Raw genomic sequence first — 22,538 nt, forward strand, 5'->3', positions numbered from 1 at the left:
CCGTATTTATAAGGCTATGAAGTTCAAATACTTTTAACTTGTTCCATACAGTCAAAATATTTCCTAGCTTCCGCTTCCCAGTAGCTGTGTAAAAGCAATGCAAAGTAGCCACGCTGCTTTTGCTTCAAGATTCGCAGTGATGCTTGTTCATGGGAGAGACTTTGATTCATACACTCAGTAATAACAACATTCGTGTCTAGCGGATTCGATAGATAGAGTTCTATATCTAAAAGGCTGTTGGCTTCTGATTCATTAAGCCCCTGATTAACTAGTAGTTTCACACACATATGATGCACCAAGTTATTTGAAACTGCCTGTAATTCAGTGCTTGCTTTGTTTAATGTCATTTCTGTTTCTCTTTCAGTCTAACCTGTGAGAGATCCATGCTCAGAATTTCCATGTTCATTGAGCATACGTTAGTTCAGAATGAAAGTCTGGAAAGTACTCCTTCCATTTTGGAAAGTGGCCGCTACCGACAGGCTCGGTATTGATAACGTTGTCTCTCTTTTTAAGTAAAACTCTCGAGCCTTCTTTCACCGTTTCCACTGGCAAAGTTAGGCTCACCAAGTGCGAGCCTAGTTTCTAAAACAACATAGTGAAGCTATTTCTCTACGCTGAGGTCTCTTGGGACAGGGTCATCTGTGGGGGGCTATTGACGATTTCTTGAGTCGCATCATTCTGATACTCGGTCAGTACCAAGCTCATTAGATAAATACCTATTTCAGCTCGACTTGTAGCTTTTGTTTCCACGGCAACAGAATCAATAATAAAACTCATCACTTCAACTAGGTGGTTGTCTTGCAAAGATGGCATATACCTCTCCAATTAACTCTTAAATTACCAATCAACAACGCTTATGGCTGTGTGGTGGTCAACAAAATTGGCCACAGCATTATAGTTTTCCCAATATAATCGTTCAGACTCATTGGAATTAGTGCACCATTATATTGTCAGGGGCTGAGTAGGCTGTAGTAACCTGTGATGTATCAACTTATATACTCTTCTGCTCCGCTGCCCAACACTCGCATCCGTAGTGTCCTCTGAAGCCCCACATTTGACTGTTGTTTCCGCAGTAAGTGCTCCTAAACTAGTGTGCGTGATTTAATAACCCACAACTCTAATCAGGTTGCCAAGTTCAGCAAGCCACGACAGTATGTGATTAAGGAAATGACAACTTAGACAAGGTGCTTTTTTGCTTCATCACACAACCAACTAAGAATGGCTCAATAGGAGCAGATATCTGATGTACAGCATCATTAACATAACGAGTCGGCCCGTTTCGCTCACTCATAGCAAGTACTGACATCACCCGTTCAAGTAAATAAGCATAACGACTGATTGTCTGACGACACATACTAGACATACGAGCTACGCTACCAATCGTAAGTGGTTGGTTGTGACGCAGCAGACGTTGGCAGGCGTGGACAATACGACGAGCTGTATTCGTTCGACGTATCCGGTGCGTCCTCCTGGCGGCTCTTCGCTGCCTATCATACAAACTTAAGTGCCTATCTAATTTCATCACACCCCGCTTACAGCCTGATCTGGTAAAATATTTACTCCAAGTCCAACGAGACACGCTTTTGACTAACGCCTCAACTTCGCTCCATGGTAGCGGTGGACTCTCTGGCATAGCACTTACATTTTTGTGGTGCGCAAAACCCTCTACTCGTGCTTTAAAATCGGTATAACTGCCCAGCTCTCTTGCTTTCGCGACAATGCTGTAAGCGTACTGACGTGTATTTTCAAACAGAGTGCAGTTTCTGGAATAGGAAGTATCATGCATTTTTCCCTGCCCCAAACGCTCGGGCTCAAGTTCAAGGGAATCTGCTAGTTCACCAAGCTCGTAAATACTTCGGTGAAGTTCTGTAGTCAGCCACTCAGTATGAAATGGTGTTTTGGCAACTGGACCGCAATAACTCATGTCAGCCTCTAGCCTTAATGCAAGAGCTCGATAAATAGCTTGGTAATAGGCGATAGGTTTGTTGTGCGCGTTGTCGCTGGTGCAAACGGGCACAATGGCATAAAAAAGATGGGCTTTGTTGCTAGTGCGATTACGCACAATCAAGTTTGGTGGTGGCAACCCTTCATCTTGCCAGATGTAGGGATTTGGCATGGTGCGATGTTTATGATCAATGTCGAACACCATCCAAGCTTTCATCTCTTTGCGATTGACTTGCATGTACGGCCACTTTACAGCGTAATCACGTGGCCTTATGAGCATAGCGGTTTTATTATCGCTACATCTTGGAAAATAAGGCGCTTCCTCAATCACGCGAGTTTTTAATGAAAACGATGGAGTGATGATCTGATTACTGTCTGAACGAATCATCGTCATAATAAAGTCAACGCAGTTCTTTTCAGCACGCCAGAGAACGCTAAGCGCGACACTTTCTTCATAATGCTCAACATCTTCACACTGACCAAGGTCTGTTTCGTTAGATATCTCAGTTGAGCGTTGATAGCCATGCCCTCACGCTGTTCTAAGACTACATTAAGAGAATTGGCTTACTCTCGTACAAATCGGGTAATGTATAATTGCTTAAAGCCAACGGTTTTAGATCTTGTTGATTCATTTTTCATTACCTGTCAGCAAGTTAGAAATCCCGTCTGAACATGGTTTATGCCAATGAACTACTGACATCGCCCATCCAAATTGATACACACTTACCCTGCCCTAATGAGCGACTCAATCTCCATACGCGGCGATACATCTTGATTGAGTTTTTCTAAGCTATTGATGATCAAAACATGATTGCTGATACTGACCTGCGCAGTATGAACAATTTTATGTTTCAGAGTTCGACTTAGTTCTTGCTTGCCAACACACTCAAGCGCTATACGAGACAGCTCTCCAGAGTAAATAGCGTTATCTAATACCCGTCGAATAAAATTCACTTCGCTTTCGTCAGGAGGAATAAGAGCTGTGACTACACCCAGCCCTAGAAGAAGCGCATTCACAATGGAATGATTCCCACTTGCCTTTGAGATCGTGATGAGTTCTGTACAGTTCAGTACATGGGGCTGCTCGGGGTTGAGTTTATTGCGTAGCATCGTAGCATCCATTCCAAGACGCTCTGCTAGCCTGGCCATGTTTTCAGTTCTCGCAAAAGCACAACACGCTTCGTTAAATGCCTTTTGTTTGGAAACTAGAAAGTCACTCTTTGAGTCAATATCGTTCATAGCGAATACTCAATTGAAAAAAAACAGTACGAAAATGAAACCCCAACCAAGAATGTTTGTGCGCAACAGGCATTCTTAATTCGTTGGAATACAGGAGCACTAAGGTATGATGACCTATCCCATTCGTTGCAACGTTTCTCTAGTGGCCACTTCAAGCAACTCAACCATATTGATTAATGGCGTTTCTTTAGCCTTGGCTTTCTCTTTGATAGGTAAGCGACCATCGGATACCCAATCTATGATCGTGCGTTTTGGCATACCAGAGAGTTGGGAGTATTGATCATAAGTCATATAAGGGGTATTTAAGACTACTTGATATGAAAGCATAGTGGTACCCTAATGAGTTGTTGATTGTATTTATTCGGGAGATAGAGTTTTGACTCGCCACCCGATTTCATTTGGAATTATTGATCGCATATGAAATCATGTCAATTCCCAATCCGCCCACCAGAGTATGTTGGGGGAAAGGAAGTTATCGAAAGGTTGATGCAGGCCACAAATACCCGCTCTAATCAAGCATTGGCTGACGCTTTCGGTCTATCTAAATCAACCGTCGGTACTTGGCGACATAGAAACTTAGTTCCGTACGAGATTGTAATTCGATTGCATTTGGAAACAGGGATTTCAATTAGATGGCTAACACTTGGTCAGGGTGAGCCTTATGATGGCGCATCTGAGTACACACAAGTTTCGAAGAAGAATGAAAGCAAACAGATCTTTGATGCTGACGTCTTTCGCATTGAGGAAGGTAAGTTAGTGAATCAGGGAACGCTCGCCTTGGATAAGTCCCTTCTTGAAGAACTCGGCATTATTAACGTGATGGTAATGAAAAGCGAGTCAAGCACATTCCTGATAAACAAAGAATCTCGCCAAGCAGTAAGCGGCACATACTTAGTTGATATGGACGGCCTACTCTCTCTTAACGAAATCCAGCGCTTACCAAGTAAAAAACTGGCGATCAGCTTTAATGGCTCGACTCTTACAGTTGAAGAAGATGAAGTAAGGGTTGTTGGTCGTGTGGCTTTGATGATGGAGAAGAGGTGATGGCCGATAAACATGATTTGCGTAAATGGGTATGTGAAGCAATTGAGCATCATGGTGGTGAAGCTAGGCTTATCGAGGTAGCAAAGTACATATGGCACAACCATGAAAAGGAACTCCGTAAATCAGGAGATCTCTTCTATACCTGGCAATATTACATGCGATGGGCAGCAACTCAGTTACGCAAGGATAAAGTACTCAAGTCTGTCGATGAATCGCCTAGTGGTGTTTGGACTCTTAACAACACTGAACAAAGAAACACTACAAGATAAAACTTTGCTCCGAGAATTGAACACTCAAAATTAACGTAAACTTAGAGCTACCTCTCCTGGTATTGAGCCGAGATTGATGATAAAATTTCTAGTAAAAATAGTCATGTAGATTAAATTTGCATGCTTGTCCCAATTTCGAGCTTGAAAAATGAACAAAACGATATACGACGAAACAATTATCAATAAAATCAAAGCTTACTCTTTAGCTGATGATTCTTACTGGTCATTCAAAGGTCGCTCCAACCGTCAGCATTGTCATGCTCTGATCCAATATCCAGCAATGATGGTTCCTCAAATGCAAGGGGAGTTAATCGATGCAATTCGCAGTGAAGACAGAAACATTCATACCGTATTTGATCCGTTTGTAGGCTCAGGAACAACACTAGGCGAGGCGATGATTAGGGGCTTAGATTTTGTCGGCCACGACATAAATCCACTTGCGATCCTTGCATGTGAAGTAAAAAGCGGACCTTTGTATATTGATAAATTAAAAAAGAAAGTAACCATTCTTCTTTCAACGATTGAGACCCAAAAAGCTGAGTCCGTAGCAGTAAACTTCGCTGGTATCGATAAATGGTTTCTTCCGGAAGTCCAAATCGAGCTCAGTACTATTTACTTAGCAATCAAAGCGGAGCCATCAAAATGGGCGCGCAAAATTTTTTGGTTAGCGTTAAGCAATACCGTGCGTTCAACATGTAACTCAAGAAGCTCAACCTACAAACTACACATAAAATCTGAGGAACAGATTGAAAAAATTGGCTCACCAGAGAGTATTTTCAAACGAAACGTACTTAAGAGTGTTGAAAACATACAAGCTCAAAAAGAACTATTGAAAGACAATGGGCATCTAGTGCGTTCGAAGAGTGTAAGCAAAGTTTCAATAAAGAATGTAGATGCAAAGTCACGTAAGCGCTCTAAAGCAAAGTATGATTTATTAATTAGCTCGCCACCTTATGGAGATAACGCAACCACAGTGACCTATGGACAGTTTTCATACTTACCTTTGCAGTGGATCGATATGGACGATATCAACGAGAGCAGAAGACCAAATCTACTTAGTCAACAAAACGCTATTGATAGTTCAAGCTTAGGTGGCTCATTAAAAGAATCAACCGAAAAACTCGAGACACTTAAAGAACATTCAGCTTCTTTAAATCAATGTGTAGAGGAGATTCATCAAGTTAATCCAGACAATACTAAAAAACTTATTAGCTTTATTTACGACCTCACTTTAGCTCTAAAGAACGCGGTTGATGAGTTGCGTGATAATGCATATATGGTTTGGACTCTAGGCAATCGAAGAATATCAAATATAGAAGTGCCTTTAGATAAGATTATGCGTGAAGTGTTAGAAAGTTTTGGCTGTACGTTCGTTTATCAACTAGAAAGAGACATTCCAGCTAAACGCATGCCTTCAAGAAACAAAGTCGCTACAACTATGGGCAAAGAAACTGTCCTAATTATGCGGAGATAATATGACTACAACGTCAGAACAAGAAAAAACAGACCCATTAAGGCTTAAAATCGATGCTCACGTTATTCAGCAATTAGGCGCAGAATTAATCAGTGGCCCTGATATTGCGTTATTAGAATTAGTCAAAAACTCCCATGATGCAGACGCATCATTTTGTCATATAGAAATTAATACAAACTATATTGAAAAAATTGGGGAACGAACATACAAGGGTAAAATAACAATACAGGATAACGGTCATGGAATGACTAGAGATGTAATAAATAAATCTTGGCTCACAGTTAGTTATTCTGAGAAAAGGGCGGCTAAGCTTAATAAGACTCTGACCAATAAGTATAAGCGTACGTTTACTGGTGATAAGGGTTTAGGTCGCTTAGGATCAATGCAATTAGGCGACCTGTGTAGAATTACCACTCACGCGTTACCTAGTGAAGAGGGTATATGCGTATCTTTTGACTGGAGCGACTTTAAACAAGGACTAACTCTAGACTCAATATCGGTTACTGAGTTCAACATACCTCCACGTAAAGCTACCGGAACAATGCTTGAAATCATAGGGCTAAAAGACATTGATACTTGGGAGCATAATTTAAGCATCAGTAAGATGACGACAAAGCTCTCTTCAATGATATCACCCCATGGTCAAATATCTAAATTCAAAACATATTTCACACATAATGGCACTCCATATAGTATGCAAGCCATTTCAGATGATTTATTGAAGCAACATTCATCAATTTTTAAATTTGATTTTGATGAGGATGATATAACTGTTTTAGGTAGCTTCGACTATAAGTTTTTTAAGCCTAATAGTGATCTATTAGGGCCATACAATAGTTACATCGCGCGAGATAGGGGTGAAGAACTAAGAGCTTTTTTAGTTGATAACAGAAAACTATCCAACAAAGGTATAAGACTAAACTTAGACAAGTCTCAAAGATATAGTGTCTCAACTTCGATGACGCTTAACGTCAAAGATATAAAGTATGACCGCGGATTTTTATTCAACAACCCAGGTCCATTTAGCGGTACAATTTTCAATTTTATATTGAACAAAGAAAACCTTGATTTAACAGAACTCAACTTGCAAGAAGTGCGAGAGAGCATCAAAAATATCACTGGAGGTATTTCAGTCTACAGAGATGGCTTTAAGATTGGCTCTGATAAAGATGATTGGTTAGGCTTGCTTAAAGAGAAAACTTCCGGATCAGGTTCTTACTCCCTCAGACCCTCCAACGTTACTGGTTACCTCAACCTGACTTGGGAACAGAATAGTGCGTTAAAAGAAAAATCGGATCGAGAAAGTTTTGTTGATAACTCCGAATACAGGACTTTCTATAAACTAGCTACAGAAATTATTTCTTTAATTAACACAACGCTCAACGAGCTAAGAAGAGCCAGTCTCGAATTCCTAAAAATGAAAAAGCTCGAAGGTGCCGGCAAACCCAAGAGTTACTCTGCTAAAGAAGCTTCGTCTGAAATTCGAGAGGTTACTCGGAAAGCAGCAGCTGCGAAACCTAAACTAAAAAAATCTATAGACAAACTTAATACAGAAATTACAAGTACAGAAATAGATATCGCCAAGATTAAAGAAGGGTATCAAACATCTTTATTCGAAGAGCCTGGTTTAAAAGACAAACTAGATGACTTAGAAAAAAAGATAGTCGAAGTTCAGAAGGAATCTAAGGAACATATGACTAAATATCTGCATTTCACGCAGGAACTAGAGTCACTTTCTTTATCTGCTGATAATATCATATCTGAGATATCTAGCTATGAACGCCAGATAAAGAATTTCTACGATCATGTTGCAATTGGTTTATCCGCACAGTCTTTAGCTCATGAAATAAATGCACAGAATAGAAATATCAATTTACACCTTAATAAGGCAAAAGAAAGAATATCTTCCCTGAGTGTGAAAGATACTCTACTTATTAAATATTTAAATAGTATAAAAAGTGATAGCGAGTCTCTTTCTGGAGCAATTTCCTCACTGCATCCATTAATTAGAACTCAGCGAGAAACATTTGAAAAAATTAACTTATCAAACTACGTGTTAGATTACGTAAAACTTAGAAATGACTACTTTACTGGAAAGAATATTCATATTATGACTAAAATCACAGGTAAAGAGTATGACGTTAAGTTCAATCGAGGAAAACTTTTTCAGATAATCGACAATATTGTCCGAAACTCCGAACATTGGTTGGAAAACCATCAAAATTTCTACCCACATGACCCATATGAACTTCATTTTCTCGTTGATGGCCTAAAAGTGACGATATGGGATACAGCAAGAGGGGTGAGACCTGAAATTGAGAATACACTATTTGATATGTTTGCAAGTGACAAAGAGCATGGTCAAGGATTAGGGCTCTACATTACGACATCACTGCTTACTGAAAGAAAATGTTCGATAAAATTATTAGATGAACGAAATAAATTTGACAGAAGATATAAATTTGAATTGAATTTTGTTGAGGCGGCAGTGTAATGGCTTTAAATAAATTAAAAGAATCCGTTTTTAATGCAATATCTATTGATGAGGTAATCTGGATCGATGATAGATTCGATTCCGGTAGTGCAAGTATCGATGATACATATATAGACACCATTAAAGCGGCGCGTGAAGCAGAACCGGAAAAGCTAGAGAGTTTTGAGGCATTTTCTGAAATAGAATGGGAAGTACCAATTGAACAGCTCATTGAAAGCGATGCTTTTCCCAAAGAAGCAGACTTAATCCATGAGTTTCTACGGTACATGGAAATTGAGGAGTCTGATTACACTGAAGATGAATTCCAAGAAATCGAAGCAGTTTTAACTGAACTCTCCAACTCAAATGTCACAAGAAAATTTTCCGGCGCTGAATGGAATGCGAGAAAAGCAGAATTTGAAACGACTGACAAGTGCTATCTTATTCTTGTCGATATTAACTTTGAAAAAGAACAACTACCAAAAGATCATGGCAAGACTCTAATAAGGGAAATTCTGCAAAAAGAGTGCTATAAAAACTCTTACTGCGTTCTTTTTACTAGCGAAACTCAAGTGGGCTCTCAGGAGGAAGCTGAAAGAAAAAGTATAGTAGAAAGTCTAGATGGTCTTCATACTCATAATTTTTCAGTCCTTTCTAAAATGATTGCGAATAACGAAACACCACAAGGAATATGTGTTGCATTTAAAACTGTTGACTTTATAAGACGTATTTTCTTGAGAAAGTTAAGCGTCGATATACTTGATTCTCTCACGAAGCAGCTTATTGACAACCTACAAGATATGCGAAGTGATTTAGGCAAGTACTCAATCTATGAGTTGAATAATACTGTTTTCGATAAATCACTAGACGAGGGTTCATCTGAGATAGAGTTGTTTAATAGATTCATTTCGATCCAGCACCATCAAACCATGTATGATAGTTTATCCCGAGATGAAAAAATCATTAAAAATCTGGTTAACTTTAGAGGTGTTCAATCAGTTAAGCTTGGTAGTGAACACGAAAAATATATAGACAGTTTGTATTCTTCTAGCTCCGAATTTCATTCATTAAGACTCAAAGAGATCTTTGATTCCACCATCAATACTTTCCACTCACCTCTGTCTGTAGGAGACATCTTTAGCTTTCCAACGACAGATGATAAAGGCCAGTCTGTTAACAAGGAGTACATGTTGATATCACAACCATGTGACCTAATTGTTAGAGGTGGAGGTGATAGAAACAAGCCATACGTAACACTAGTTGAATTTGAACGAGTAACTAAATCAAAGAATTCTTTGCAAAAAGATCAAGGAAAACCGTTCCACTACTTTACACGCTACCCGAATGAGGAAGGCGGCAGTAAGTATTTACAATTTGATTTTAGGAAGTCCTTTATTGTAAACAGCAACTTGCTCGATATGTGTGTGTTTTCTAAACAGGGAGAGCTATCCTTTAGCTCAGAGGAAGAAATGTCTGACCTCATTTACTTACCCGGTTGGATAAAAAGATACAATTCATTCAAAGAAGCTCTATTCAATTCAGAGTCCGGGTATGTTAAGACTGATTTACCTAATGATTATAGTACCTTCACACTCATTCCAAACGCCTATATGAGAGCTACGTTCACCGACAAAAAAATTGAAATAAGTGGTTCTAGGATAGAAAGGTTGAGATCTCCATTTGTTGATGAAGTTATGAAAAAGTACTTTGTGCAGTATCTGAATCGCTTTGCATTCGAAAAGGACTTTACTGAATAGTACTGGGTTTAAATAACCTCAAGTCCTTAGAATCAGTGAAAGGGTGGCGTGAATTCTGCCATCCTTTTATCCAAACAAACTTTCATAACCCTTATTGGCAAGCTCCTTCTTTGTACGACACCTGTCCCAATTGTTCATTTTTCAATATTCAAACATTGCCTCAAATCTAGCCATCATTTAACTTGTATAAAAATACAGTATTGATGTGTTTTGTTTATGTCTATCCGAAACTTAAAAGATGGCTCTAAAAAGCCTTGGCTATGTGAATGCTACCCAAATGGTCGTTCAGGTAAGCGAGTAAGAAAGCGATTCGCCACCAAAGGTGAGGCTGCTGCCTACGAGCGCTTTGTTATGCGCGAAGTTGAGAACCAGCCTTGGCAAGGCGATAAGCCTGATCATCGAAAATTAACTGAGATTATAGATATATGGTTTACGCGCTATGGTGCAACGCTCGCTAACGGATCTGCAATTTATAGCAAGCTGCAAAAGATGTGTGATGCTATGGGTAACCCACTAGCTACCCTTCTTAGTGCCAAGCTGTATTCAGATTTTCGCAGTCAGCGCATGCATGGGCAAATCAGCTTTGTTGATGACCGTTGGCAAAAAGGCGCACCGAGTATCGCTACGCTGAATTCTGAGTTAGCTAGATTTAAAGCTGTTTTCAGTAAGTTGAAGGAACTGGGAGAATGGAAACTCCCCAACCCTATTGAGGACGTTAAGCCCTTTAAAGATCATGAGCGCAGTATGGCTTTCTTACATAAAGAGCAAATTGCCCTGCTATTGGAATTAGTCGCTCTGCACACTAGAGAGGATATGCTCAAGATAGTTAAGCTTTGCCTTGCCACCGGTGCACGTTGGAACGAGGCAGCGCAACTTAATGGCTCTCAGCTCACTCAATACAAAGTCACCTATACCAACACTAAAACTAAGAAGAATCGCTCTGTACCCATCTCTGAAGCGCTTTATCATGAGATCTATAAACCAATCTCAGGTAAGTTGTTCGAAGAGTGCTACACACCCTTTTGCTACATCCTTAAAAATAAACTCGGTATTACCCTACCCTCTGGCCAGGCTTCGCACGTTCTTCGCCATTCATTCGCCAGCCACTTTATGATGAATGGCGGGAATATTCTGGTGCTTCGAGACATCCTTGGTCATGCAGATATTAGTATGACAATGCGTTATGCCCACTTCGCTCCAGATCACCTCTCAGAAGCTATCACTCACAACCCCCTCGCTAACTTGTAGTTGTCGCCACAAAAAAATTTTTTGCTGGCTGTCGCCACTTTGTCGCCACTTTACGATTTTTACACAAAAAAAGAGCCGCTAAAAGCGGCTTTTAATATTTCGTATTTTCCGAAGAGTTATCAAATTACTCTTTACCGAAAACGTTGTTCTCTTGCTCTTGTACACGGATGAAAGTCGTACGCTTCGTTAGCTCTTTAAGCTTTGCTGCGCCTACGTATGTACAAGTTGAACGTACACCACCAAGGATGTCTGAGATAGTGCCATGAACAGAGCCACGGTATGGCAATAGCACGGTTTTTCCTTCAGCTGCGCGGTACTTCGCCACACCGCCAGAGTGCTTGTCCATAGCAGACTGAGAAGACATGCCGTAAAACTTCATGAACTTCTGGCCGTCTTTTTCGATGATTTCACCGCCAGATTGCTCGTGACCTGCAAGCATACCGCCTAGCATTACGAAATCTGCGCCACCGCCGAATGCTTTTGCTACGTCACCCGCACATGCACAGCCGCCATCACCGATGATCATGCCGCCAAGGCCGTGTGCTGCGTCAGCACACTCGATGATTGCAGAAAGTTGCGGATAGCCAACGCCCGTTTTTACGCGCGTTGTACATACAGAACCTGGGCCAATACCCACTTTAACGATATCTGCGCCAGCTAGAATTAGCTCTTCACACATATCGCCTGTCACTACGTTACCCGCAGAAATTGTCTTAGTCGGGAACTCTGCGCGAACTTTTTCAACGTACTCAACTAGGTGCTCTGAGTAACCGTTAGCGATATCAATACAAATGAACTCTAGATCTTCGCTTAGAGCCAAGATCTCTTTAGTTTTGATGAAGTCGTTTTCTGAAGTACCCGTAGAGACAAATACCTTATTCAACGTTTCTTTGCTTGCGCCCTTAACGAACTCTGCCCACTGCTCGACTGTGTAATGCTTATGCATTGCAGTCATTACACCGTGCTTTGCCAGTTCCGTCGCCATTTCAAAGCTACCCACTGAATCCATGTTCGCGGCAATAACAGGAGTACCTGACCATTGACGACCGCTATGCTTGAATGTAAACTCGCGGGTTAACTCAACTTGAGAACGACTTTTAAGAGTAGAACGCTTCGGGCGGAATAGTACATCTTTAAAGCCTAACTTAAGTTCTTGTTCGATACGCATGATAAATTTTCCTGTAAACAAATTTACGTGTCGTGCGTTTTCAGTCGACGTTGGCAGACGCTTTACTGAGTTTCGGACACAAAAAAACCGGAGCGTTGGCAGACGCTCCGGTTTTCAGCATTATAGGTCGCGATTTATTTCCTGCAAGTCTGATATTTTCACTTTTTTTGTGATACAGTTTGGTTAAGTTGCATACCTAAGTGACTCACTTTTCAATCAATCTCTCTCTTTTCTTCTCAAAAACAACGACTTAAACCACTTTGAGAAAATCGTTTGCGCAATCCTTTTCGTCAATCCGCCGTACAACATTCCACCAAACAGTCTACCCATCGCTCATTTCTCATCATTTTAACGCTAATTTGAACGTCACGAGGTGGGGGTTTTTCTCACTTTTTTTTGAGTTATTTGCCAATTATTTCTAGTTTTTGTATTAGACAAGCAGATCGCTAGGATCAAAAAAGGCGGAAAACACTCAGTGCTTTCCGCCTTCATTAATTTTTTTAGCTAAGTATTAGAGCTTAAAGAACGACAACTGCGCTTTTTGCTTCTCTGCAAGCGTAGACAATTCTTCACTCGCACTTGCACTTTGGCAGATGCCAGACACATTCTGGTTCACAAGCTCAGACATGTTTACAACGTTACGGTTGATGTCTTGAGTCACTTGAGACTGCTCTTCTGCTGCGGTTGCTACTTGAGCATTCGCATCATTAATACTAACAACAGAGTCGGTAATACCCATCAGTGCACTATTCGCCTGTTGCGATAGCTCACTGTTCTTCGCCAGCATATCAAGGCTAAGCTGCATACTTTCGTTAGCATTGCCTGACTGCTTTTGTAACTCTTCAATGATAGTTTGGATTTCGCCAGTCGAATCTTGAGTGCGAGCAGCAAGCATACGGACTTCATCTGCTACGACCGCAAAGCCACGACCAGATTCACCAGCACGTGCAGCTTCAATCGCTGCATTTAGTGCAAGCAAGTTAGTCTGCTCAGAAACGCCTCGAATTACTTCAATCACGTCATTAATTTGCTCAGATTGCTCTTTTAGCAGTTGAACAACTTGAGCCGCTTCGTTTAGCGCTGCGCCCATTTGTGCACTTGCTTGGTTGCTCTCTTCAAAGATCTCTAAACCCGAAGTTGCCAATTGGTTTGCTTCACGCGCTGTTGAATCGGCGATTTGCGCATTATCACTTACGTTATTCGCGGTGCTTGAAAGCTGGTTCACTGCTGAAGCAACTTGTTCAATTTCTGCCAATTCTTGTTGAGCATTCGCTTGCGACTGAGTCATCACTGCAGCAAGTTCTGTTGAAGCGGATGCCACTTCTTCACTGATGCGTGTTAATGCTTCAACCGTTGAGTGCAGTTGCGTTACTGTTGAGTTAACATCTTGGCCCAATTTAGCGATTTCATTTTCGCCATCTACATCAGCACGTACAGAAAGGTTACCTTTCGCCAACTCTTGCATCACGCCCTGTAGCTTCTGCACTGGGCTAACAATCATCCCTGACAGAATCCATGCAACTAAAAGAGAGATAGCAAAAACGACCATAACAAGAATCATTGCCATGTTTTGTAGCTTAGCGTTTTGAATTGAGCTTTGGTCCATCGCTTCTGTAGCAAAGCTATTCACTTTACGAGACAAACTATTAATTGCTTGAACCATCTCATTACCTGAATCGCGGTACTGAGCTATAAAGTTTGAGTACTCTTGCTCTGATACTTGGCCATTATCTTTACGGGTAAACAAATCGACAGCACGATTAGAGAACTGAACGTAGCTCTCAATGGCTTCACGTACTACTGAGACATCTTGACGGAACGTCTTACGAGCACCCATTTGATCAAGATCTTGGTCGATCTCTTTCATTCCAGTGGTCAATTCCGCTAAAAATGCGTCGCGGCGAGATGAGTCATAAATCGCGTAAACAGCACTGATGCGCAATGGATAAACTTGATCATCAATCTTCGCTAATGTGTCTTTGTAGAAGACTAATGAATCGGTATTAGAATCGATGATCTCTTGCTCCGCCTGCAAATTGCTTTTAGTAATCCAAAGCGCAATGAACAAGGCGATTGTGGTGAATAAGACAGGTAATAAAACTTGGGTTCGAATAGACAGATTTTTTAAAGATAATTGCATTATTTTTCTCAATTAAGCCGTTAGATCTTCCTTGACTTGGGAGTACCCCAGATGAGTAAAGGTCGCGAATTCTATCATATTATGTGATCAAAGCCACAGAACTTGGTTGATTAAGCAATTGTTAGTTAGTGCACTTTTAGCTGAATATGCAAACCTAGCACATCAACTGCTTTTATAAATCACTCACATTCTATTCATCTTGATGAAAAACAAAGAAATTAAAGATAAGTTTATAAACCATGAATTTATCACTAAATACTTTTATCGCTCATCCTTTGGTGAATCCATCACAACCATAGTGCTAATCGATTGAACCTGAGCACACTCTCCTAGTACATCGGAATGAATTTTCTTATAACTGGCTAGATCCTGAGTTTCGACTCGAAGTAAATACTCGTTTGCCCCAGTAATGTTGTGGCATTCAACCACTTCATCGACATAACGGACGTGCTCTTCAAATTCCAACTGCGACTGTTTACTGTGACTCGACAAACCAATTGAAACATAAGCCACAAACCCCACCCCAAGCTGAGAACTATCTAAAATTGCTCGATAGCCTTTTATCACTCCCCTTTTCTCTAAATCTTGTACCCGACGAAGTGTCGCAGAGGCCGACAACCCTATCCTTTCAGCCAACTCAACATTGGAGATTTTTCCGTCCCTCTTTAACTCATGCAATATTCTTTCTTCAAACTTATCCATCACGCACCTTTATTGCAAAAATAACCCTTACAATTCGAATAAAAGCACACAATTGCGCTCTTTTCTACCTACTATGATTAGTGACCGGTCAGACATAACAATTTTATTGCATCAAATAACGAGGAGAATTAAATGGAACTACAACAACTAGGTGCACTCGCGTTATTCGCATTTGTCTCGACCTTTACTCCGGGGCCCAACAATCTGATGCTAATGACATCGGGCGCTAATGTGGGCTACAACCGGACCTTGCCACACATGCTCGGTATCACGCTTGGATTCGCTTTAATGGTCATTTTGGTTGGGCTTGGTTTGATTGGGATTTTCAACACCTACCCTATCAGTCACACCATTCTAAAATGGGCGAGCCTTGGTTATTTGTGTTACTTAGCACTCAAAATTGCTTTGTCGGGCCGAGCTGAGTCTAATGGCGAATTTAAACCGATGACGTTTCTGGGCGCGGCCTCATTTCAATGGGTGAATCCAAAAGGTTGGTCGATGGCATTAAGCTCTGTCGCCATTTACAGCAACACAGGAAGCTGGCAAGAACTTCTGATCATTTCCTGCGTTTTCATGCTTGCGAACCTTCCATCATGCAGCTTTTGGGTCATTGCAGGAAGAGAGCTACAACGCTGGCTGACTTCGGCCACACGAGTAAGAGTATTTAATGTTTCGATGGCGCTACTACTGGTTGGCTCGACGCTGCCAATGATCTGAATGTAAATAAAGATAAAGAGGCTTTTCTAACGCGTAGACACTTGCTACTCTAAATGCGAATAAGAACAATTATTGAGTAGAGTATGAACAAACTATCCGCCAAACGCGTTACCGTTATATCCAGCCAAACTGTGACACCGAATATGCAGCGCATAACCTTACAAGGTGATGCGCTTGCAGAATTTCCTGCCGATTGCGAAGGCGGCTATATCAAGCTGATGTTTACCCCATCTGGTGGAACAGATATTGAAGCTTTACCTGAAGGCGAACGCCCTATACTTCGCACCTACACCATTCGACGCTTCGATATTGATAAACAACAAATTGAAGTCGACTTTGTTAGGCATATTACTGAAAGCCTACAATGTGGATTTGCCGCTCGTTGGGCGATGTCGACTCAAGCTGGAGATAGCATTTCTATCCGCGGCCCAGGTCTGATTCAAAATATGAATACCGAAGCAGATTGGTTCTTTATGACAGCCGATATGACATCGCTACCCGCTTTATCTGCGAAAGTACGAAAGCTGCCTCAAGGTGCGAAAGGCTATGCAGTAATTAAAGTAGAGAGCGAACAAGACATTCAACCATTAGATGCACCAAATGGCATTGAAGTGAAATGGATTACTGAGGGAACACTGCATGACACCGCGACTCAACTTGAGTGGTTAGAGGGTGATGCGTCAGTTTGGTGTGCTTGTGAGTTTGATTCGATGCGTGCACTTCGCCAGTACTTTAGAAATGAAAAACAAGTAAAACGCGAAAACATCTATATAAGCAGTTATTGGAAACTTGGCGTCTCGGAAGATGGTCACAAAACCATTAAACAGCAAGACGCCGAAGAGCAAGGGGCTTAACCAAGCCGCTCAGCAAGAAAATCAATCAGTAAACGGACTTTGGGTGACAGATTTCTGTTTTGCGGATAAAGCGCCCAAATTCCTTCTCGTTCATCTCTATAGTCACTGAGAACTTCTACCAGCTCCCCTGAATCTAAAGCCGTTTGTACGTAGTCGTCAGGCAATTGAACAAGGCCTAAACCTCGCTTAGCGGCATCAAGTAATGCAAAACCAGAGTTACAGTGGATACGACCAGAAACGCGCAAAGATTTTTCGCCTTTTGCATCTCTAAATCGCCAATAATCGATCGAGCCGACTAAGCACTCATGTTTGGATAGCTCTGATAAAGTATGTGGCTCACCATATCGCTCTAAGTATTTAGGGCTAGCACAAACGTATAGCTGGCGAGTTGAAAGACGTTTAGCAATCAAGCTCGAGTCTTGCAATCGACCTAATCGAATCGCAACATCCACACCCATTTCAATCAGATCAAGTTTTTGATTTGTGAGCATTAAATCAAGATCAACTTGGGGATGAAGCTCCAAAAACTGATGCAGCAAAGGGGCTAAATGCTGCTCTCCGTATGTCACCGGCGCAGTCACTTTCAACAACCCTTTTGGCGTCGATTGCATCTGAGTGACCGCAAGTTCGGCTAACTCAAGCCCTTCTACCAAATGCTTACATTGTTGATAGTAAAGCTGGCCTGCTTCAGTCAGTGATACCTTTCGTGTCGTACGGTTAAAAAGCTTAACGGCTAAGCGCTCTTCCAAAGCCGATACACGTCGACTGATCTGCGCGACCGATGTATCGAGCTTTTTCGCCGCAGCAGTGAATGATTGCGTTTCTGCCACGCCAACAAATTCACTCACACCTTCCCAATTCGCCATTATTAAATCTCTAATAATACAAAGTTAATTGACCATTACTTTTACCTATATGTAATAGTTTAATCAACTTATTCCACTCATCAACTCACTAATCTTGCGTAAGTTTGTGCTAGAATCGCTTCTTTACTGGCTAAACTTGCTGAACCATCATGTCTAAAGCGAAACTCTCTATCCTCGGCTTTATTGCTGTATTTGGCGCCCTCATGGCGTACGTATTTATTCCCACTCATGTACGACTTGGGCCTGAAATCACCAATCAACCTGTCGGCGATAGCTACAAACTGGTTGGCTACAAAGCAATTTCAACCAAACCTCAAGATGGAAAGTTAAACCACTACTTTTTGATCCCAGCGGATGAAACAATTGAAGACGTAGAACCATTTCTTATCAGCTCAGATCCCTTTATCCGAGTCGGAAAAGTAGTCGATAACAAGCTCTCCTTAACGATCAAAGGCCGCGTTAAACATTTCGATAATGACCTATGGGTTGAAAAAAATGACGGCAAAGTCGAGCACTGGCTAATCAGCGCGCAGATTGATTACATTCGCTAGCATTCCCATCGCAAACAGGTAAAATCACGCCCTTGTATTTTGCCTGTAGTGAAACCAACCATGCACCAACCCGATCAACTCTTCACCCGATTCCACTCCTCTATCGAAGGCTATTCACTGCCGGAAAAATTCACGTTTCCTTTTTATTATCAACCTCATCCACTCTGTATTCTTGCAGCTGAACAATTACAGCAACATTTGCTTACCCAGCAAGATTGGCAGCATGATTTTGGCCTAGACTCTACCAAGAATGGGACAGGCAAAATGTTTGGTGTGTTATTGGTTAAATCGCCTCAGGGAGAGATCGGTTTTCTCTCCGCTTTTTCAGGTAAAATCGCGGACCAAAACTTATTGCCCGGCTTCGTTCCACCGGTATTTGATATGCTCACGGAACAAAGTTTTTTCCGCACTGAACTGGCCGATATAACCGCTGTTAATGATGAGCTAAAGACCAAGCAAACTAACCCAAAACTTTTACAGCTTAGAGAGGCGTTAAAGGTTAATCAGGCTCAATATCAGCAAGAAGAATCAGAGCAGCGCCAACAAATTATCGAAGGCCGTGCAGCTCGTAAAGCGGAGCGAGCAAAAGCAGAAGCCTCATTAGAGCCAGAAGCACTAAAAGAGCGTCTTGTTGAACTAAGTAAGCAGAGTGTCGCTGAAAAGAACGTTCTAAAATATCTTAAGCTTGAGTGGGATGAGAAAATTACCCTGATCAACCAAGAGTTGACTCAACTTGAAACATCACTAATTGCGCTTAAAGAACAGCGCAAACAGATGTCTAATACGCTACAAAACAAGTTGTTCAAGCAATACCGATTCTTAAATGCCAATGGCCAAGAGCAATCGCTGCAAGCCATCTTCAAACCAACTGCAACCCCGACACCACCAGCAGGCGCGGGAGAATGTGCCGCACCTAAACTGCTCCATTTCGCTTATTTACATGGGTTTCAACCTCTCGCGTTGGCAGAGTTCTGGTGGGGAGTCTCTCCAAAGTCTGAAATTCGCCAACACAAGAGCTTTTACCCATCATGTAATAGCAAGTGCCAACCTATACTTGGCCATATGCTTGACGGATTGGCCGTGGATGACAACCCACTTGAAGAGAACTGGGCTGAAGATAAAGAACTGGAAATCCTTTTCGAAGACGAGGCTATGGTCGTCGTTAATAAGCCATCTGGCCTATTATCTGTTCCGGGCAAAACGATCAAAGATTCCGCTTATACTCGACTTCAAGAACGTCACCCTGATGTTGAAGGCCCTTTTGTTATCCACCGTTTAGATATGGCGACTTCTGGTTTACTTGTATTTGCCTTAACAAAACGTGCAAACAAAAGCCTACAAAAACAATTTATCTCGCGCTCGGTGGAAAAACGTTATGTGGCCTTACTGGAAGGTGAAATCAAAGAGCCTAAAGGCCAAATTGAATTGCCGATGCGAGGCGACCCAGACGATCGCCCTCGTCAATTAGTCTGCTATGAACATGGCAAACCCGCGCTAACCACTTGGACTCTAATTGAAACCATAAAGGGTCGCTCTAAGCTACTGCTTTATCCTAAAACAGGCCGAACTCACCAACTACGTGTTCACTGTGCTCACCATTTAGGGCTAAATACAGCCATGGTTGGTGACGCGCTTTACGGCCAAAAAGCGGATCGTCTTCATCTACACGCAGAATTTCTTGAACTTGATCACCCCCATTCAAAGGAAAGAATGCGTTTCCAAGTCGATTCAGAATTCTAGCTAATACAAGAGCTTATCGTTCAAAAACTTGTTGGAAGCTACTGTTTTATAAAACTATTTTATCATTTCGATAAAATAGTTTTATTCAAATAGACTAACAACTCCGTCTTACATACCGTATAATCGGCAGTCCACTATAGGAGAGCCGATGCCAGCACTACAAAAAATCCAAGCCGTATTTTCCCAAGCACAGATCTACCACGGATTGGAAGGAGTCAAATTCTTAGAACAGAGCGTTAATAAAATCTGCTCTGAGTACAACTTCACGCTGCCACTCGCTCAACACCACTTTCTGCTCGGAATTAAAAACGATCGACAAGACAATCTCGACCTCGCACTAGAGCATTACGAACAGTGTTTATCTTACTGCACAGCAAACGATGTTGTTCTACGTTTGCATACCCACATAATGATGGGATCTATCTACGCTGATCGCGAAGCATATCAACGCGCATATCAGCTCTATCGAACAGTTTTAGACAACAGTCATTTGCTTGATGATAACTATCGCTCGCTCGCGTTTACTAACATCAGCGATTTCCACCTGTGCCTGAAACAATACGATTCTGCACTCGCTATTGCTGAAATGGGCGAAGAATGTGGCCGTCGTATTAGCAACCTAGTCAATCAATCAATTTGTTTGCTTAACATGGGCTATGCGCTTGGTCATCTGGGCAAGTTCGATGAAGCGATCAAACACATTGAGCACGCCAAAACTTTAGCGGTGAAAATCAATAATCGCCGTATTCAAGCGATCGCGTTTGGTTATATTGCTCAAGTCATGGCTCTAGACGAAACGGCGTCCGCTGAGAGCGTAATTCATAATTTTGAGCAGGCAGACGAGATATACGGTCAAGTCATCGATACTCATAACCGCCACGAGAACTTGGTTCATTTTTCAGCGTTTTTAGAAGCGCATGGTCATTACGCTCGCGCGCTGTCAATTTGCCAGCAAGCTGAAACCGAAATCACAGCAGAGAATAACTATGGCTTCTTTGCAACTATGTGCAAAACGCTAATCAAGCTGTATCGCCGTCAAGGGTTGCACCAAAAAGTTATCGAATTACAAGACCAGTTTATCTCAGCGACGGAAAACGCCCATGCGATGACTCAATTTAAAGAGCATCAGTCGATCTTGTCTAATGTTGAAGAGGCGAAAGCAGAACAAGAACGTACGCTTTTAGCAAAGATGGAAGAACATATCGGCTTGATTACCGAGATTGGTCAATACGTTGCAACAACTGAGAATCTTGCTGAACATTTACCGACTATTTACGACAAGATAAGCCAAGTTTTTCCAACCGATGAGTTTGGTATCGCTTTGTATGATGAGCAAAGCCACATATTGAACTATAAGTACTTCTACAACCATACAGGCCAACTCAACTTGTCTGATGTTAACTGTAAGACAGAATACTCCGTTGGTAGCTACGTGGTTAAGCATCGTACGACCGTGCACCTCAATCAAGTGGGTACTGAATCATTAAAAGCATTCGTACCACAAGATACCGCGGAACAGATGGACCGAAGTAATCTCCAAAACAGTATTTCAATTCAATCATTGATACTAACGCCAATTACCATTGGCCATCGTGTACTTGGTTTTCTATCTATTCAGCACCATAAGCAGAACCAATACCAACAACACCATCGTAGTTTATTTGAGCAATTAGCCAGCTTCATCGCTATTGCATTAGAGAACCATGTTCAACGCCAGAGATTGCAGCAGGTTAATCAAAAACTCGAAGTGTTATCAAAAACAGACCCACTTACAGAGCTGAACAATCGATACCAACTGGATAACATCGCACCAAGGCTGATCACTAATGCCGCCAATGAGCAAACCAACATGGCTGTCGTTATGATCGATGTTGACTATTACAAAGGCTTCAACGACTTTTATGGCCATCACGATGGTGACATGGCATTAAAACAAGTTGCGAATACAATGCGCGCAGCATTCAACGATGAGAACGATCACCTGTTTCGCTACGGTGGCGATGAATTCTTAGTGCTTTGTTATGGTCAATCGGCCGAGTTGGTCACCCAGAAAATTAAACTAATGCAAAAAGGCATCAAGCGCCTAAAGCTGATGAATCCACTCTCACAGTGCAATCAATACCTGACGCTGTCTGTGGGTGCTTCTTGTTTTACCCTGATGGAAGGTCAAAATCTCAACTTCGATGCGCTCTTTAATCTTGCCGATAAAGAGCTATATAAAGTGAAAGAAAAAGGTCGTAACCAGTTCAGCATGGTAAGTAGGACGACAACTATCGAACCTATCACGTCATAGCAATCTCCCTTATTTTTTCCGGCTTCGTTCTGACGTATCACGGTGTGAACTAAGTCGGT

The 22,538-nt window shown here is 41.7% G+C and carries 20 protein-coding genes; 11 read left to right on the top strand and 9 right to left on the bottom strand.

All coding sequences use genetic code 11. The features are described 5' to 3' along the window. Positions 1-23 precede the first annotated feature (23 nt). From GVO60_RS00100 to GVO60_RS00120, 5 genes are all read right to left on the bottom strand, one after another. Complete coding sequence (locus GVO60_RS00100) at positions 24-347, bottom strand: hypothetical protein (protein WP_159650430.1); 324 nt, start codon at positions 345-347, stop codon at positions 24-26. A 262-nt stretch (positions 348-609) separates the two neighbouring features. After that, entirely contained in the window at positions 610-813 is a 204-nt protein-coding gene (locus GVO60_RS00105) for a hypothetical protein (protein WP_159650431.1), read from the bottom strand. Positions 814-1,159: 346 nt separating this feature from the next. Beyond that, entirely contained in the window at positions 1,160-2,338 is a 1,179-nt protein-coding gene (locus GVO60_RS00110) for a replication initiation protein (protein ID WP_225874876.1), read from the bottom strand. 329 nt (positions 2,339-2,667) lie between these two features. Then, positions 2,668-3,183: a phage regulatory CII family protein gene (locus tag GVO60_RS00115; protein WP_159650433.1), complete on the bottom strand. Its 516-nt coding sequence runs from the start codon at positions 3,181-3,183 to the stop codon at positions 2,668-2,670. 114 nt (positions 3,184-3,297) lie between these two features. Continuing rightward, on the bottom strand, positions 3,298-3,510 hold the full coding sequence (locus tag GVO60_RS00120; RefSeq protein ID WP_031428165.1) for a hypothetical protein: 213 nt from the start codon (positions 3,508-3,510) through the stop codon (positions 3,298-3,300). Positions 3,511-3,600: 90 nt separating this feature from the next. Between GVO60_RS00120 and GVO60_RS00125 the strand changes: the two genes are divergently transcribed. The 6 genes from GVO60_RS00125 to GVO60_RS00150 all read left to right on the top strand — a co-directional run bounded on the left by GVO60_RS00125 (position 3,601) and on the right by GVO60_RS00150 (position 11,448). Then, complete coding sequence (locus GVO60_RS00125; RefSeq protein WP_159650435.1) at positions 3,601-4,227, top strand: phage repressor protein CI; 627 nt, start codon at positions 3,601-3,603, stop codon at positions 4,225-4,227. After that, positions 4,227-4,496: a hypothetical protein gene (locus tag GVO60_RS00130; protein WP_159650437.1), complete on the top strand. Its 270-nt coding sequence runs from the start codon at positions 4,227-4,229 to the stop codon at positions 4,494-4,496. The genes GVO60_RS00125 and GVO60_RS00130 overlap by 1 nt, the downstream gene beginning before the upstream one ends. Positions 4,497-4,644: 148 nt before the next feature. Next, the gene (locus GVO60_RS00135) at positions 4,645-5,970 is read left to right on the top strand and encodes a TRM11 family methyltransferase (protein ID WP_159650439.1); all 1,326 of its coding nucleotides are present in this window, start codon (positions 4,645-4,647) and stop codon (positions 5,968-5,970) included. A 1-nt stretch (position 5,971) separates the two neighbouring features. Then, positions 5,972-8,464 carry an ATP-binding protein gene (locus GVO60_RS00140; RefSeq protein WP_159650441.1) on the top strand — a complete coding sequence of 831 codons (2,493 nt, stop codon included), beginning with the start codon at positions 5,972-5,974 and terminating at the stop codon, positions 8,462-8,464. Next, positions 8,464-10,200, top strand: a complete 1,737-nt coding sequence (locus tag GVO60_RS00145) for a hypothetical protein (protein ID WP_159650443.1) — start codon at positions 8,464-8,466, stop codon at positions 10,198-10,200. The genes GVO60_RS00140 and GVO60_RS00145 overlap by 1 nt, the downstream gene beginning before the upstream one ends. 216 nt (positions 10,201-10,416) lie before the next feature. Continuing rightward, positions 10,417-11,448, top strand: a complete 1,032-nt coding sequence (locus tag GVO60_RS00150; protein WP_159650445.1) for a phage integrase — start codon at positions 10,417-10,419, stop codon at positions 11,446-11,448. 124 nt (positions 11,449-11,572) lie between these two features. Here GVO60_RS00150 and GVO60_RS00155 read toward each other — a convergent pair whose 3' ends face one another. From GVO60_RS00155 to GVO60_RS00165, 3 genes are all read right to left on the bottom strand, one after another. Continuing rightward, on the bottom strand, positions 11,573-12,616 hold the full coding sequence (locus GVO60_RS00155) for a GMP reductase (protein ID WP_159650447.1): 1,044 nt from the start codon (positions 12,614-12,616) through the stop codon (positions 11,573-11,575). 511 nt (positions 12,617-13,127) lie between these two features. Then, a complete protein-coding gene (locus GVO60_RS00160) occupies positions 13,128-14,756 on the bottom strand; it encodes a methyl-accepting chemotaxis protein (RefSeq protein ID WP_159650449.1) in 1,629 nt (542 codons plus the stop codon). Positions 14,757-15,017: 261 nt separating this feature from the next. Further along, positions 15,018-15,458: an Lrp/AsnC family transcriptional regulator gene (locus GVO60_RS00165; protein ID WP_159650451.1), complete on the bottom strand. Its 441-nt coding sequence runs from the start codon at positions 15,456-15,458 to the stop codon at positions 15,018-15,020. A gap of 132 nt (positions 15,459-15,590) precedes the next feature. Between GVO60_RS00165 and GVO60_RS00170 the strand changes: the two genes are divergently transcribed. Together GVO60_RS00170 and GVO60_RS00175 are read left to right on the top strand one after the other, a co-directional pair. Then, a complete protein-coding gene (locus GVO60_RS00170; RefSeq protein WP_159650453.1) occupies positions 15,591-16,175 on the top strand; it encodes a LysE family translocator in 585 nt (194 codons plus the stop codon). Positions 16,176-16,258: 83 nt separating this feature from the next. Beyond that, positions 16,259-17,029: a siderophore-interacting protein gene (locus GVO60_RS00175; protein WP_159650455.1), complete on the top strand. Its 771-nt coding sequence runs from the start codon at positions 16,259-16,261 to the stop codon at positions 17,027-17,029. Here GVO60_RS00175 and GVO60_RS00180 read toward each other — a convergent pair. Beyond that, positions 17,026-17,895, bottom strand: coding sequence for a LysR family transcriptional regulator (locus GVO60_RS00180; RefSeq protein ID WP_159650457.1), 870 nt, complete (start codon positions 17,893-17,895; stop codon positions 17,026-17,028). The genes GVO60_RS00175 and GVO60_RS00180 overlap by 4 nt on opposite strands. A gap of 149 nt (positions 17,896-18,044) precedes the next feature. On the opposite strand from GVO60_RS00180, the gene GVO60_RS00185 reads away from it, so the two are divergent. From GVO60_RS00185 to GVO60_RS00195, 3 genes are all read left to right on the top strand, one after another. Continuing rightward, positions 18,045-18,446, top strand: a complete 402-nt coding sequence (locus tag GVO60_RS00185; RefSeq protein WP_159650459.1) for a hypothetical protein — start codon at positions 18,045-18,047, stop codon at positions 18,444-18,446. Positions 18,447-18,506: 60 nt separating this feature from the next. After that, positions 18,507-20,186: an RluA family pseudouridine synthase gene (locus GVO60_RS00190; RefSeq protein ID WP_159650460.1), complete on the top strand. Its 1,680-nt coding sequence runs from the start codon at positions 18,507-18,509 to the stop codon at positions 20,184-20,186. 148 nt (positions 20,187-20,334) lie between these two features. Then, a complete protein-coding gene (locus GVO60_RS00195; protein ID WP_159650462.1) occupies positions 20,335-22,479 on the top strand; it encodes a sensor domain-containing diguanylate cyclase in 2,145 nt (714 codons plus the stop codon). Positions 22,480-22,538 lie beyond the last annotated feature (59 nt).

The organism is Vibrio atypicus (assembly GCF_009811315.1).
GTDB lineage: Bacteria > Pseudomonadota > Gammaproteobacteria > Enterobacterales > Vibrionaceae > Vibrio > Vibrio atypicus.